The sequence below is a fragment of the Streptomyces sp. CB02923 genome, from assembly GCF_001905005.1.
In the GTDB taxonomy this organism is placed as follows: Bacteria; Actinomycetota; Actinomycetes; order Streptomycetales; family Streptomycetaceae; genus Streptomyces.
The window spans coordinates 817,633-831,290 of sequence record NZ_LWKZ01000012.1; the positions used below are offsets into that span (position 1 = coordinate 817,633).

Genomic DNA, 13,658 nt, shown 5'->3' on the forward strand with positions numbered 1-13,658 from the left:
GGCTCATCGGTCCCCCTTCACCGTGTCGCAGCCGGTGCAGCGGTGGCCGTCGCCGTCCGGCACGTGCCGGGTACTGAGGTGCGCGCACGCGGTCGTGTCGCAGACGAGCCACCTGGTGCCGGGCGGGATCTCCTCGAACACCGCGGTGTCGAGGCGGCGGGCCGCGGCAGCGCGGCGGTGGGCGGCGCGTACGGGCCCGGCGGGCGCGGGCCGGAGGACGCTGTCGACGAGCACGGCGAACCCAACGGCGGGGAACGCGGCGAGGCCAGCAGCGATGGCGGTGATCACTGGTCGCCTCCCGCGCGCTGGTGTGGGACGACGGGCCACGCGCCCTCGACGACCGCCGCCGGGTCCTTGCGGCGGAAGTACTCCTGAAGGCTGACGGCCTGCTCGGCGGCCCACGCGACCTGCGCCGTGTACAGCTCGTCCAGCGACATCGCGGCGAGCTGCGCGTACCGGGTGCCCTGCCGCCAGGCGACGCGGCACGCGGCGAGGGCGTCGGCGTCGGCGGAGTGCGCGCCGTCGAGCGGCACGGCGTAGTGCTCGCAGAGCGCGGTGAGCTTGCGGCTGCCGCGGCGGTAGCGGTCGACCTGCTTGTCGATCACGAAGGGATCGATGACCCGCAGCCCACCGAGACCATCGACGAGCGGCGTCATGCCGTACCGCCGCGCCTCGCGGTCGAGGACGGTGAAGTCGTACCGCGCGTTCATCGCGACGATCGGCACGCCGGCCAACACGACCTGTCCGAGGGTGCCGAGGATCTGCTCGACGGCCTTGCGCAGGTCGACGCCCTCAGCGCGGGCCCGCTCGGTGGTGACGCCGTGGATCGCGGCGGCCTCGTCGGGGACCTCGTGCCCGTCCACGTCGGTCAGCCACGTGGCGGACTGGGTGGGCTGGCCGCCGCCGCACTGGACGACGCAGGCGGTGACGATGCGGGCGGTCTCGGGGTCGGGCCCGGTGGTCTCCAGATCGAAGCCGCACATGCGGCAGAGGTGCCAGCTCACTGGCCACCTCCGGCGCGTTCCTTGCCGATGCGGACGACCATGTCGCCGATCTGCTCTTCGTCGCCCACCTCGTTGGTGACCAGCGCACCGAGCTGGTTGGACTGTCGCAGCTCGTAGTGGATCTGCCGGAGCCGCCCGGCCGAGGTCTGCGGGTGGCTGATCTCGTCGAGGTACTGAACGGCGGACCGTACGGGCGCCTCGCCGCGCTCGACGTACGAGACGTCGGGGTCCGGGTCGTGGGTGGGCGTGAGGCCGCCGGTGAGGAGCAGCACGCGCAGGGCAACAGACTGCGCTTTGGCAGTGCCTTTGTCCGCGGAGTCCAGCGCCTCACCGCGCGTCTTCAACAGAGCGGGCAGCGTGTCGCCCTTCGGGCCCATGACCATCCACGACACGGTCACGGTGCACTCGCGCATCTTGCTGCCCTTGGCCGAGGTGGTGTCGCGGTGCTCCGCGTCCACGCCGACGGGGAAGATGCTGATGCCATGCTTCAACGTGATGGGACCGAAGGTGTTGACGACGGTGTCGACGCCGCGGAAGTTGAAGCGGGTGCCGCCGCCGTTGTACTGCTCTTTCTTGGCGATGGCGCGGACTTCGCGGCGGGCGCGGAGCCACGCGATGTGCACGGGCACCATCTCCGGATCGCCGTCCCCCGGCTCGTAGTCGGCCATCGGGTCCGGCGCTGGGACGTACGGCTCGACGGGCGTCGACGACGCGTCGTCGGACGGGCCCGACGGGGCGTCGGTGGCGCGGCCGGCCGCAGCCGCCGCGCGCTCCTGCAAGGTCGTCATGCGTTGTGCTCCTCACGGATCACGCGGGGGATGGTCAAGCGGCGGCTGACGCGGTCCTCGACGCAGTCGGCGTACGCCTCGGGCCAGCGCTCGGCGAGGCGGCGGGTGTCGCAGTGCTCGCGGCTGGTCTCGTCAAGGCGGACGAAGGTGCGGTCCAGGACGACCGCCTCGGCGGCGTCGCCGAGCGTGCCGAGGATGCGCGCCTTGGCCGCCGCCTTCCGGCCCGCCGCTTCCTTCTCGTCGTTGTGCGCGTCGAGGTAGTCCGCCACCGCGTCCTGCGTGTCGACATCGCGGGTGATGTCGATCGCGCCGGACCGGTCCGGGTGCAATCGGTCGTACAGGTCGAGCAGGACATCGGGATCGGCGTCGGCCGCGAGGGCTGGCGGGCGCCGGGTCTGGATCTGCTCCCATGCGCGGGCGCCAGCGGTGCGCAGGTCGTCGATCAGGTCCACGTGGTCGGCCGTCCTGATGACGTACTGCCTGTAGTCGTTTCCGCCGATCAGTACGGCGGCGTGGACGTGGTCGAAGCCGCACACGTCGGCCTGCCAGAGCGTCTGGACGAGCACATCGTCCGCTACGCCTGCGCGGAAGGCGGAAGCCTTCATCTTGTCGCGGCACTTGATCTCGACGGCGCAGCGTTCGCGGCCGTTGGCGAGGGGGCATTCGAGGACGCGGCGGTCGAGCGTGCACATCTGCCACGGCCGGTCGGTGCTGGCGACGAGGCCGACGCGGCGGACGACGGACCTGTTGCGGCGGGCCCACTCGCGGGCCACGGTCTCCTCAAGCGCGCGTCCCCAGAGGGCGGGTTCGGAGTCGTCGCTCTCCAGCGGCAGGCCGCCCGTCTTGTCGTGGTAGACGCTGAGCGCGTTGCCGTAGCGGGAGATGCCGAGGATGGCGGCGATGTCGGAGGAGCCGAGGCCGGAGCGGCGGGCGGTGAGCCATGCGGTGCGGTCGGCGTCGGCGGGGAGGATGAGGCGGCCGGTGGGGGTGATCCGCCGACCGGCGGCCGGGGCCGTGGTGGCCCCGGCCTGCGCGGTCTTCGTCATACGGCGTCACCGCCGATCTGTCCAAGAGCGTCGCAGCCGCCGCATTCGAGGTTGATCGAGGTGCCGTGTATGCAGCGGTCCCGTTCGTGCCGGGGCGCGGGGTGCGTGAAGTCGTCGCAGTCGCACCCGGCGGCGAAGCAGAAGGGGCCATGCACGTTGCTCCCGTGGCCACACCGGCACTGGTACGCACCGGGCCCGGCGGCGGCCAGCTCGGCGGCCGTCATGCCAGGGTCGGGTACGGGCGCATCCTCGTTGTCGTGCACGAGCCGCCACCGCTGGGACTCGCGGTCCCACTCGATGTGCTCGTCCCCGGCGGGGTTGGCGATGTGGCCGTCCGGCTCGATGTGGAAGCTGATGCCCGCGTCGACGAGGGCGTTGAGACCGTCCACCGCCTGCTGCCACGGCGACGCGGCGCGGGTGGACTCGCCCTTGCGGGTGTCCTTCCCGGCCTCGTCGGCCATGCGGCGCAGTACGTCAGCCGCTTCGAGGCTGGCGTCATGCGCCGGACGCCTCGGCTTGAAGCGGGCGTTCGCCTGCCGGATGACTTCCTTGCGGGCCTCGCGCAGGTCCTCGGCGCGGATGGCGGCGAGCTTCGCCCGCAGGTCCGCGAGCGTCCCGAGGGGCGCCTTGTCGGACCGGCCGTACTCGTCCAGCAGCTCGTCGCGGGTGCTCATGCCGCACCGCCCGACCGGCCACGCTCGGCCCGCCAGTCCGCCGCCGCCCGGTCACAGCACAACGGCTTCCCAACCTCCGCAGGCGCCCCCAGCTCGGGGTACACGCGCGCGGTCTCGGCCGTCAGCTTCTCGGCGATCAAGTCGCAGTGCCCGCACATGACGTGGCCACCGCTGCGGTAGGTACGGGCACTCACGCCGCACCTCCATCGGCGGTGTGGCTGATGAACCGGCCGTGTCCGTCGAGCACCCGCACCCGGTCAGCCACCTGCTGGACGGAGAACTCGCCCGCCGCCCGGCCGCCGCCGACGATCAGGCAGCCGCGTCCCGCGTCGAGGTCGATGGTGACCTCGACGCCGCGCGACGCCAGGTACCGGCGGCTGTGGGCGAGGACCTGCATGGCGAGGTCGGTGTCATCGGTCGCCTCGACGGTGATCGGAGCGGGCGCCGGGCTGTCGTCGCGGCCACCGTGGCGGCCGATCCGCTCGAACGTGATCAGGTAGCGGGCGCTCACGCCGCACCTCGCAGACCGGCCGCAGCCCGGATGCTGTCCGCCAGAGCCGAGCACTGCCGCCCGTACACCGGCAGGCGCGTACTCACCTCGGCGAGCAGACGCTCCACGAGCAGCGACTCGGCCCGGTGACCGTCGTACGGCCGGGCGTCGGCCTGCTCGTCGAGGATGTCCGCGACTGTGTCCGCGTGCTCGGTGACCAGCTCGACGAGCACGGCCTCGACGAAGGGGCGCAGGTCCAGCGTGACCCCGGCCGGGATGCGCTCGACGGAGATACGAAACGGCCCGTCAACGGGCGTACGGGAGTCAGCCACGGCCGACACCTCCGCGGGCGGCGCGGCGGGCCTTCATGCGTGCGAGGATCTGTGCGTCAGACGGCCGCACCCACTTGTGCATACCGACGCTCTTCATGTACTGACGGCCGTGCGGGAGCGAGACCCCGCACCAAGCGCAGGCGTACGGCTCCGGCATCTCGACGGCCGAGGCCGGGATGTCCAGCAGAGCCCACGCGCGGACCGGCAACCCTGCTACGACCGCATTCATCTCCACGTACGGACGCGGGTCGCGGGGCCTGAACGGGGTGGTCGTGACCGTCGCACCGAGCGTCTGCGCCAGCGCCTCGACACCGTCGGCCGACTGGTGGAAGTACACCTCCACGCTCGGCTCCTCCGGGGCGTAGTGGGCGCACTGCACGGTGACCGTGGTGGGGACGATCGGGCTGAGCGCGAGGATCTGCTCGACGACCGCCAGAGCGGCCGTGTACCCGCGGCGCTGCACCTCGGCAGCATCCGGCGGGGACGTAATCTGTGTGCTCACGGGGAGCCTCATCTCTCGGTAGGTGAGTGGGTGAGGTGAGCCGAGGGGTCGCATCCGGGCTGCATCCGGTGCGGCCCCGACTCACATCGCGGGAATGATCAGGCGGACGCGGCGGCGTCGATAGCGATCCACGCCTTCACGCGGTCCAGGTCAAAGCGCCGACCGCGGAACGGGGTCTGCTCGACGGGGCACCCCCGCTTGACCCACTGGTTCACGGTCCAGTCCGAGACGCCGTAGAACGCCTCGACCTGCGCCTGTGTGAGGAGCGGGGTGAGGCCGACCTCGGCGAGCTGCGCGGTGCGCGCGGCGAGGGTCTTGGTGGCCATGGGGTTTACCTTTCTACTGTGTCAGTAGATGCTGTGGGCATGGCAAAAAGCTGTTGGAGCGGCGCGTCCAGTGCGTCAGCGATCAGCCATGCCGTGCGGAGTCGGCATTGCTGCCGGGCCGTACGGCCGCGTCCGGTGATAACGCCGATCGCTGCCGGACTGATGCCGCGGCCCGTCGGGTCGACGCGCTTCGTCGCCGCGGAGAGCGCGGGGCCGGAGAGCCCCGCCGCCTTCATCGCAGCTCTGAGTGGCTGGCCGTCACCCTTGCGGATCAGTGTGGACATGGGCACCTCGGTGCGGTTGTGTCTTGCGCTCCTTGCGGTGCGCCGCTGACACATTTCTACTGTCACAGTAGTAGCTAGGTCAAGAGAGGGCGCCCGAGTTTCAGAGAGGATTGCCCGCACTCGAACACCTGTCCTACTGTGGAGTGGCGCGGGGAGGCGCACGGGAGCACGCCGATACTGGCCACGCTTCTACTTTTACTTGCGAAAAGTAGAAGGCGACCGGCATCCTTACGGCGTGAGCACCGAGGAGCGCCCCGAAACCCTCGCGGATCTGATCAAGCGACTCAAGATCGAGTACGACGTCAAAGAGACGCAGATCGCGCACCGCATCGGTGTGTCTCCTGCCACCGTCAACGCGTGGGTGAACGGCAAGCGCGGCACCGGCCGCGGGCCCAATCCGGACAAGCTTCGCCGCCTCGCGGAGGAGTTCCCTCGGTTCACCGAGCGCGAGATCTTCGCTGCCGCCGGCCGCCGCGCGCCCGGCCCGCTCAGCCCTGATGCCGAGGAGCGCATCCTCGGCCTCTTCCGCAGCCTCACCGCGGAGCAGCAGGAGATGAAGGAAATCGAGATGCGTGCGCTCGCCGAGCGCAACCAATCCAGTCCTTCGTGAGTCTCCGCTAAATGGAGCCCGTCACTCAACGTGGCTGAATTGCAGTCACTTTGGGCTCGGTAGTCGCATATTCCACTAGAGGGCGCTACCTTCGATCGCACGGCCGCTGTCCTCCCCCACGGCATCCGATTTCGTCTGCCTGCGATAACGGGGGTAAGGCATGTGCGTGAGCGTTGAACGCGTCTCGGCTCCGGCGCGTCCGTGGGACGCTGACCGACTGGTCATATCCATCCCATCCAACCTCTCTCCCGAACTCTCTGTGAAGGCGCTACGCGCCGTACTGTGCGAACTCGGTGCGGTGCAGAGCCAGTTCGGTGCACGCTGCTTCTGCGGGGCCCCGCTCCTTGGGCTGGGGCTGATACCGCAGCAGCGACACACTGAAGAGGTGATCGACATTGGCGCGTAGAGCGACCAACAACCCGCGACAGGTCCGCAGCAAGAGCTGCGGCTGCGCTTTGTGCCTGGAGGAGTACCCGGAGCCGAAGCGCCGGCCGCGCCGCGACTGCATCGGTTCGTGGCAGGCCCGGTACCGGGACCCCGCCGGGAAGCAATGCGCGCGGAACTTCCTGAAGAAGGCGGAGGCGGAGGACTTCCTCGACGAGGTCCGCACCAGCGTCCGGCGCCGTACGTACCACGATCCGAAGCGCGGGCAGATCAAGCTGCGCGAGTGGTGGGAGAAGTGGTGGGAGATCCGCCAGAAAAAGGGCCGCGTCACCACGCGGAACCGCATCCTCGCCGTGTGGCGAGCGCACATCGAGCCGAAGTGGGGTGACTACCCGCTGGCCAGCATTGAGACGATGGAGCTTCAGCGGTGGCTGACCCACGAGGTGAAGGGCTACGACTCACAGAAGAAGTGCAAGGAGACCCTGACCGCCCTTCTTCGGGCCGCAGTCCTGGACGGGAAGCGCATCCCGGAGAATCCAGCCGACACACTGGTACTCACGGCCACACGGGTACAGAAGCACCCCGACGACCTCAAGCCGCCGACGGCCGCGCAGTACGAGCTGATTCACGCCGCATTGCCGCCGTATTACCAGATCATCTTGCGCGACTTCGCGGCGGAGTCAGGGATGCGGCCGGGCGAGTACGCAGGCCTGCGCCTGCACTGCTTCGACGAGGACGAGATGATCGTGCACATCAAGGAGATCATCGTCAGCGATCGGGGCCGACTCCGCAGGCAGGCTGCGCCGAAGACTTCAGCGGGCTTCCGCACCGTGCCGCTCACTCCGCGGGCGGCTGGCGCTATCGCCGTCATGCGGGAGAAGTGGAAGCCGACGCGGACGCGATCGGCCATCGGTGACGGTTTCGACCTGCACGTCGAGGAGCTGATCTTCCGGGGCCCGCGGGGCGGAGTCCTCAACATCAATAACTTGAGCGGCAGGGTGTGGCGCGCGGCGATCACGCAGGCGGGCGTCGCTCGGGAGATCGTGGACCCGGAGACGGGGCGGACGGACTGGTGGCCGGAGCTGAACCTCTACCGGCACGACGTGACGAGTCGGCTCCATGCGCATGGAGTCCCGGAGGCGGACGCTCAAGCAGTACTCGGCCATGACCGTGCCGGGCGCGTCACGTGGGTCTACACCCATGAGAGCGAGGACGCACGGGAGCGTGTTCGTGCAGCTCTTGGCGGTGAATGTGGACTCCGGGCCGTGTCGTGAGGTGCAGCGCCGGAGTCCGCGAAGAGTCCACAAAGCCCTCTCGGCGAGGTTCGATCAGCCTCTCTGAGGCTCGCACTTGAGTGATCACTTCGGAGGTGTCGAGACTCGCCGAGGTTCGACAGTACTCACCACTACACAAGATCGGACACTATGCCCTTACAAAGCAGATGTCACAGGTTCAAATCCTGTTGTGCCCACCAGCGCGAAGACCCCTCGTCGATCTTGACGGGGGGTCTTTGGCGTTCGGGGGTGTTCAGGGCTGGTGCTGGGGGCGGGGGAGGGGTGGGGGGCTTGTGGGGTTTGTGGGTGGGGAGTGGGGTGTGGGTGGTGGCTGGAAAAGGGGGTTATTGGGGGTGGGGGACGGGTGGGTATTTCGGGGAGTGGGAGGGGAGTCTGTCCGGAACCGGTCGTTCGTGATGAGGGGGTGGCATTGCACGGTGTGTGGAGCGGGGGCTAGCTTCGGCGGAGGGGTGCCTTTCGTGCGCTGAGTGGCGGACGTGCGACGGCGCGACGGTGCGAAGGTGCTTTATCAATCTTGGTGGCAGGGCGCGGGTTTGTGCGCTGTCGTGCGATCTTCCGTACTGCGTGTGGGGGGAGATTTTCTGTGCTGCCATTCTTGTGACGTTGCCGTCAGGGACGCTGCCGTATTTCTCGTGCGACGGACGGAGACCTGGGGACGTTGAACAGCCGACGAAGCATCGCCATTGTCGTGGGAACCCGGCCGGAGGCCGTGAAACTCGCGCCGCTCGTCAGAGAATTGCACCGGCGGCGATGGGCGGAGCCCATGGTCATCGCTACCGGGCAGCACGGTGCGGTGGTCCGCGACACCCTCGCCTGTTTCGGGTTGCGTGCGCAGGTCGAGTTACCCGCGGCGCCCGGTGCGGATTCCGTCAGTGAGCTGACGGCCGGGCTGCTGAGCAGACTGGGCAAGCGGTTGCGGGCGCCGGCGGTTCAGGCGGTGGTCGTCCAGGGCGACACCGCGTCGGCGCTGGCCGGGGCGCTGGCCGGGTTCTACTCCTCGATTCCCGTGGTGCATGTGGAGGCCGGGCTGCGCTCCGGTGACTTGCGCAATCCGTTCCCCGAGGAGGCGAACCGCCGCATGATCGCGGAGGTGAGCGACCTCCATCTGGCGCCCACCCGCGCCGCCCACCGGAATCTGCTCGCCGAGGGCGTGGCGGCCGAGCGGGTCCTGGTGACCGGCAATACCGTGATCGACGCGGTCGTCACCGCGAGCCGGTGTCCGCCGACCACCGACGATCCCGCTCTGCGCCGTATCGAGCAGGATTCGGCCCCGCTGGTGCTGGTGACCGCGCACCGCAGGGAGAACTGGGGCGCTCCGATCCGGCGAATCGGCCGGGCGGTGGCGATTCTCAGCCGACAGTACCCGGAAGTCGGTTTCGTGGTGGCGGCGCACATGAATCCGCTGGTGCGTTCCGCCGTCGAGGAGTCGTTGCACGGGCGCCCCAATGTCTATCTGCCGGGCCCCATTCCGTACGACGCGTTTGCCCGCTTGCTCGCCCGGTCCGTACTGGCCGTCACGGATTCGGGCGGTATTCAGGAAGAGGCCGCCGCCTTCGGCATACCGGTTCTGGTGACCCGGGACAGTACCGAGCGGACCGAAGGGGTCGAATCCGGCCTGGCCCGGCTCGTCGGTACGCGGGAATCGGAGATCGTGGCGGCCGCGGAAAAGGAATTCGCGTACGAGGGCGCGTTGTCGGCGGTGACGCACCGGCCGTTTCCACGGCGTAATCCCTACGGAGACGGGCGGGCGGCCCGGCGCTGCGCGGCCGCGTGCGGATGGCTGCTGGGGCTGGCCCCCCGACCACCGGAGATGGCATGGGAGGTGGAACCGGAAGTGGAACCGGAGGCGGAATCGGCGGTGGCATCGGACGTGGCATCGGAGGTGGCGCCGGGCGTGGTGTCGGGTACGAGGTCGGGCGTGGTGTCGGGTGCGAGGTCGGGCACGAGGGCGGGCATGGGGCTTCTGGCTCCCTGAGACTTCTGGCCTCGTGAGCTTCCTGGCTCCCTGGGTTTCCTGCCTCCCCCGCCCCCCGGCTCCCTGGCTCCTTGGGCCCTTGGGTCCCGGCCTAGCCCCGGCCCCGGCCCCGGCCCCGTGAGCTTCCTGGCACCTGGTCCCCCTCGGTCTGCGGCCATAGATCTCCCGCCCTCCCTTCCATCCCCCCGACCTGTCCCCATCCCGCTCCCATCCCATCTCCACCCCATCTCCACCCCGCCCCCCACCCCGAGCGCTCAAGTCCCCCGACCAGAGGCAGGAGCACCCACTCATGGCAACCACATCCAGCACCGGAACCGGCCCGCAGCCCGCAGGGCTCGTCGAAGGCGCCATCGGTACGGTGGCGGGCAACGGCGCGGCCGGGTTCATCTCGGACGGTGGTCCCGGGGCGTTGACCCGGGTCTACGCCCCTCAAGGCGTGGCCGTCGACAAGGCCGGCAACCTCTACATCGCCGACACCGCCAACCATCGCGTCCGCAAGGTCGCCCCGAACGGCATCATCACCACGGTCGCCGGTGACGGGCAGGCCGGGTACATGTCCGACGGCGGCCCGGCCGTCGCCACCCGGCTCTACAATCCCGCGGATGTGGCGGTGGACGACTCGGGCAACCTGTACATCGCCGACACCCTCAACCATCGCATCCGCAAGGTCGCCCCGAACGGCATCATCACCACCGTGGCGGGTGACGGGCAGGCCGGGTACATATCCGACGGTGGCCCCGCCGTGGCCACCCGGCTCTCCCACCCCTACGGCGTGGCCGTGGACCGTAGCGGCAACCTCTACATCTCGGACCACGGGAACCACCGCGTCCGCAAGGTGACACCGAACGGCCTCATCACCACGGTGGCGGGCAACGGCACCGCCGGGTACGTCTCCGACGGCGGCCCGGCGATATCGACCCGTCTCTACTACCCCCTGGGCGTGACGGTCGACGCCGACGGCAACGTGTACATCGCCGACCGCCACAATCACCGCATCCGCAAGGTGACGCCGAACGGCATCATCACGACGGTGGCGGGCAATGGCATCGCGGGATACGTCTCCGACGGCGGCCCCGCGGTGGGCACCCGCCTGCACTACCCTTGGGGCGTCGTCCTGGACGAGGCCGGCAACCTGTACATCGGCGACGGCCACAACCACCGCGTCCGCAAGGTCACTTCGGACGGCATCATCACGACGGTGGCGGGCAACGGCACCGCCGGGTACGTGGACGACGGCGGACCCGCCGTGGGCACGCGTCTTTACCACCCGTTCGGGTTGGCGCTCGACCGGGCCGGCAACCTGTACGTCGCCGACTACAACAACCACCGCATCCGCGGCGTCACCGGCGTAGCCAGCATGACCCCGCCGCCCCCGCCCAACGCCGACCTGTACGGCGAGGTCGTCAGCCCGTACCGGGTGCAGCGCGGCCAGGAGTTCGACCTCGGCGCCCGGGTCGCGAACCGCGGCCCGAACGCGGCGGACGGCGGCCTGGTGAGCGTGGTGCTGACCCTGGCGGACGGGCTGGTCGGCGGCCCCGGCACGTCGGGGCGGCGGCTCAGCCGTACGTTCACCGGTCGGGAACTCATCCCGTATCAGGGCACTCTGGACGGCGTGTTCCGGGTCAGCGCGCCGGAAGGTACGCCGGCGGGCACGTACGAGTCCACGCTGGAGATCCAGTACGGCGGTGACCTGAACCTGAAGGACAACATCTTCTCGTTGCCCGTCACGGTCGTCGTCCCCGCCCCCGTGGCGGACGAGACGGCACTGACGATCTACCAGGACACCGTGCCGGACGTCGCGCCGGGCCAGCGCACCGTCTTCACCATGCGGTACGTCTCCGCCGCCGGTCAGCCGGTCAACCCCGGCACCATCGTCCAGCGCTACACCGCTCCGACCGGCTTCATCTTCACCGGCGGGCCCTCGTACGCGTACTTCGAGACCATCCACGGTGTCATCGCCGGGGACCTCGGCCACCGCATCGAGGACGACGGCCGGACTCTGATCATCACGGCCAACCCGCACGTCAACACCACGACCAGCGACGCCGGTTCGGTGATCTACACCATCCCGGTGCAGGCCCGCGCCGACGCCGTGCCCGGACGGTACGACAACGGCTCCGCCAGTGTCGGCAGGCACACCCCCGTCCAGCTCTCCGGCGTCGTCACCGGTACGGCGCAGGACGAGACCGCGCTGCGCGTGACGCAGGCGTCGGTGCCCTCCGCGTCGCCGGGCCAGACCGCCAAGTTCAACCTGGAGTTCCGCTCGCTCAACAACCAGCCGGTCAACCCCGGCACGATCGAGCAGCGCCTCACCGCCCCGACGGGCTTCGTCTTCACGGCCGGCGCCTCGTACGGCTACTACAACGTCAAGCCGTACGTCACCGGGAACCTCGACACCCGCCTGGAGGACGGCGGCAAGACGCTGGTCATCCAGTCCAACCCGCATCTGAACACCGGGACGACCGACAAGACCGCCCTGATCCACACGATTTCGGTCAAGGCCCTGTCCGATGCCAGGCCGGGCAGCCAGTCCACCGACGGGCGGGTCAACGTGGGCCGTCTCGCGCCGGTGCAGTTGACCGCTCGGGTCCTGTGATGACCGTTCGGGTTCTGTGACGATCACTTGGGTCCTGTGATGACCATCTGGGGCCTGTCACGACCACCCGGGTTCTGTGATGACCGTCCGGGTCCGGTGATGACCACCTGGGGCCGGTGATCCGCAGATGAGCGGCGGGCTCCGCTCGGCTTACCGGCCGGGCGGGGCCCGCTGGCCTTTTCGGCCGGGCGGCGCGCGGCCGACATGCGTGGCGGTCGGTCCCGGTGCACGCTGAAAACATGGCTGAGCATCCGCCGGTGATCGTTCACCCGCCCTCGTCGTCCGGCGGGCGACGGGTCACCGTCCACGGGCAGATCGTCGGGCTGGCACACGGACGCGGCGATGTCGCCGAGTTTCTGCGGCACGCGGGCCTGGCGCCGGATGCCGAGGACATCGACCTCGATGCCCCGGGGCTCGTCGAGTGGCGGGGTGGGGACAAGGACACGTGGACGGTTCCGGGGGGTACGGGCTGAGCGATCCCCCGAGGGGCGGGCATGGGTATGCCCGTGGGTGGGATACGGGCGGATATGTGGGTTACGCATCGTGCGGCTGGGTGTCCGAAGAGTGAGGGTGTCGGGCGTGGTGTTGTTGTTCGACTTTCAAGTGGTGTGTATCGTCGATGTGTGACTTGAAGTTTCAAGTACTTCCGGCGGTGGCGGTCCGGTCCTCCAGCGGGGCCCGCCGACCCAGACAGAAATGAGCGCTCGTATGTCCTCCCCCCTCAGCCCCCTCCGTGACTACGGCAGCGGCGTCGACAACCGTCACGCCGCGACTCCGCACGCGTACGACATCGGTCTGCTGCTGTTGCGCCTCGCGGTCGGGTTGACCATGGCCGCGCACGGCGCGCAGAAGCTGTTCGGCTGGTTCAGCGGGCCCGGGCTGGACGGAACCGGCCAGTTCTTCACGGCCAGCGGCTACCCGGCCGGCAAGGCCATGGCCGTGGTCGCCGGCCTCAGCGAGACGCTGGGCGGTCTCGGACTGGCGCTCGGGCTGCTGACGCCGCTGGCGGGCGCGGCGATCGTCGGAACGATGGTGAACGCGCTGGCCGTGAAGTGGGGCGGCGGCTTCTTCGCGCCCGAAGGTGTGGAGTACGAGCTGCTGCTCACGGCGGGCGCGGCGGCCCTGGCGCTGACCGGCCCCGGCCGGTACGCGGTCGACCGGCTGCTCCCGGTCCTGCGGTCGCACCGGCTCGCGTACGGGGTGGCTGCCGTGGTGTTCGGCGTGGTCGTGGCGCTGGTGATTCTGCTGCTGCGCAAGTAGAGCCGAGCTGGGCTGGACGAGCCGATCGGGCGGGACAAGTCGAGCAAGGCTGGATAAGCCGAGCAGGCTGGACAAGCCGAGCAAGACGGGTG

The 13,658-nt window shown here is 69.6% G+C and carries 17 protein-coding genes; 6 read left to right on the forward strand and 11 right to left on the reverse strand.

Going from position 1 to position 13,658, the window contains the following annotated elements:
- Positions 1 to 3: 3 nt before the first annotated feature.
- The 11 genes from A6A06_RS15185 to A6A06_RS15235 form a co-directional block, all read right to left on the reverse strand.
- Entirely contained in the window at positions 4 to 288 is a 285-nt protein-coding gene (locus A6A06_RS15185; protein WP_073761717.1) for a hypothetical protein, read from the reverse strand.
- Positions 285 to 1,004 (reverse strand): 3'-5' exonuclease, encoded by a 720-nt coding sequence (locus A6A06_RS15190; protein WP_073761718.1) that lies wholly within the window; start codon positions 1,002 to 1,004, stop codon positions 285 to 287. The genes A6A06_RS15185 and A6A06_RS15190 overlap by 4 nt, the downstream gene beginning before the upstream one ends.
- Positions 1,001 to 1,792, reverse strand: coding sequence for an ERF family protein (locus tag A6A06_RS15195; protein ID WP_242440741.1), 792 nt, complete (start codon positions 1,790 to 1,792; stop codon positions 1,001 to 1,003). Before A6A06_RS15195 ends, A6A06_RS15190 begins: the two co-directional genes overlap by 4 nt.
- The gene (locus tag A6A06_RS15200) at positions 1,789 to 2,838 is read right to left on the reverse strand and encodes a YqaJ viral recombinase family nuclease (protein ID WP_073761719.1); all 1,050 of its coding nucleotides are present in this window, start codon (positions 2,836 to 2,838) and stop codon (positions 1,789 to 1,791) included. Before A6A06_RS15200 ends, A6A06_RS15195 begins: the two co-directional genes overlap by 4 nt.
- Positions 2,835 to 3,512, reverse strand: coding sequence for a hypothetical protein (locus tag A6A06_RS15205; protein WP_073761720.1), 678 nt, complete (start codon positions 3,510 to 3,512; stop codon positions 2,835 to 2,837). The genes A6A06_RS15200 and A6A06_RS15205 overlap by 4 nt, the downstream gene beginning before the upstream one ends.
- Positions 3,509 to 3,706 carry a hypothetical protein gene (locus A6A06_RS15210; RefSeq protein WP_073761721.1) on the reverse strand — a complete coding sequence of 66 codons (198 nt, stop codon included), beginning with the start codon at positions 3,704 to 3,706 and terminating at the stop codon, positions 3,509 to 3,511. Before A6A06_RS15210 ends, A6A06_RS15205 begins: the two co-directional genes overlap by 4 nt.
- On the reverse strand, positions 3,703 to 4,023 hold the full coding sequence (locus A6A06_RS15215) for a hypothetical protein (protein WP_073761722.1): 321 nt from the start codon (positions 4,021 to 4,023) through the stop codon (positions 3,703 to 3,705). The genes A6A06_RS15210 and A6A06_RS15215 overlap by 4 nt, the downstream gene beginning before the upstream one ends.
- Positions 4,020 to 4,334, reverse strand: coding sequence for a hypothetical protein (locus A6A06_RS15220; protein ID WP_199930884.1), 315 nt, complete (start codon positions 4,332 to 4,334; stop codon positions 4,020 to 4,022). The genes A6A06_RS15215 and A6A06_RS15220 overlap by 4 nt, the downstream gene beginning before the upstream one ends.
- A complete protein-coding gene (locus A6A06_RS15225; protein WP_073761724.1) occupies positions 4,327 to 4,836 on the reverse strand; it encodes a hypothetical protein in 510 nt (169 codons plus the stop codon). The genes A6A06_RS15220 and A6A06_RS15225 overlap by 8 nt, the downstream gene beginning before the upstream one ends.
- 98 nt (positions 4,837 to 4,934) lie before the next feature.
- Complete coding sequence (locus A6A06_RS15230; protein ID WP_073761725.1) at positions 4,935 to 5,162, reverse strand: hypothetical protein; 228 nt, start codon at positions 5,160 to 5,162, stop codon at positions 4,935 to 4,937.
- A 5-nt stretch (positions 5,163 to 5,167) separates the two neighbouring features.
- On the reverse strand, positions 5,168 to 5,446 hold the full coding sequence (locus A6A06_RS15235; protein WP_073761726.1) for a hypothetical protein: 279 nt from the start codon (positions 5,444 to 5,446) through the stop codon (positions 5,168 to 5,170).
- 235 nt (positions 5,447 to 5,681) lie between these two features.
- Here A6A06_RS15235 and A6A06_RS15240 point away from each other — a divergent pair, with 235 nt between their 5' ends.
- The 6 genes from A6A06_RS15240 (at position 5,682) to A6A06_RS15285 (ending at position 13,566) form a co-directional block, all read left to right on the forward strand.
- The gene (locus A6A06_RS15240) at positions 5,682 to 6,056 is read left to right on the forward strand and encodes a helix-turn-helix domain-containing protein (protein ID WP_073761727.1); all 375 of its coding nucleotides are present in this window, start codon (positions 5,682 to 5,684) and stop codon (positions 6,054 to 6,056) included.
- Positions 6,057 to 6,451: 395 nt separating this feature from the next.
- Positions 6,452 to 7,714: a tyrosine-type recombinase/integrase gene (locus A6A06_RS15250; protein ID WP_242440742.1), complete on the forward strand. Its 1,263-nt coding sequence runs from the start codon at positions 6,452 to 6,454 to the stop codon at positions 7,712 to 7,714.
- A gap of 679 nt (positions 7,715 to 8,393) precedes the next feature.
- Entirely contained in the window at positions 8,394 to 9,710 is a 1,317-nt protein-coding gene (gene wecB / locus A6A06_RS15255) for a non-hydrolyzing UDP-N-acetylglucosamine 2-epimerase (protein WP_073761729.1), read from the forward strand.
- A 289-nt stretch (positions 9,711 to 9,999) separates the two neighbouring features.
- Complete coding sequence (locus A6A06_RS15275; protein ID WP_079194025.1) at positions 10,000 to 12,306, forward strand: NHL repeat-containing protein; 2,307 nt, start codon at positions 10,000 to 10,002, stop codon at positions 12,304 to 12,306.
- A 239-nt stretch (positions 12,307 to 12,545) separates the two neighbouring features.
- Complete coding sequence (locus A6A06_RS15280; protein WP_073761730.1) at positions 12,546 to 12,779, forward strand: hypothetical protein; 234 nt, start codon at positions 12,546 to 12,548, stop codon at positions 12,777 to 12,779.
- A 235-nt stretch (positions 12,780 to 13,014) separates the two neighbouring features.
- The gene (locus A6A06_RS15285) at positions 13,015 to 13,566 is read left to right on the forward strand and encodes a DoxX family protein (protein WP_073761731.1); all 552 of its coding nucleotides are present in this window, start codon (positions 13,015 to 13,017) and stop codon (positions 13,564 to 13,566) included.
- Positions 13,567 to 13,658: the final 92 nt, after the last annotated feature.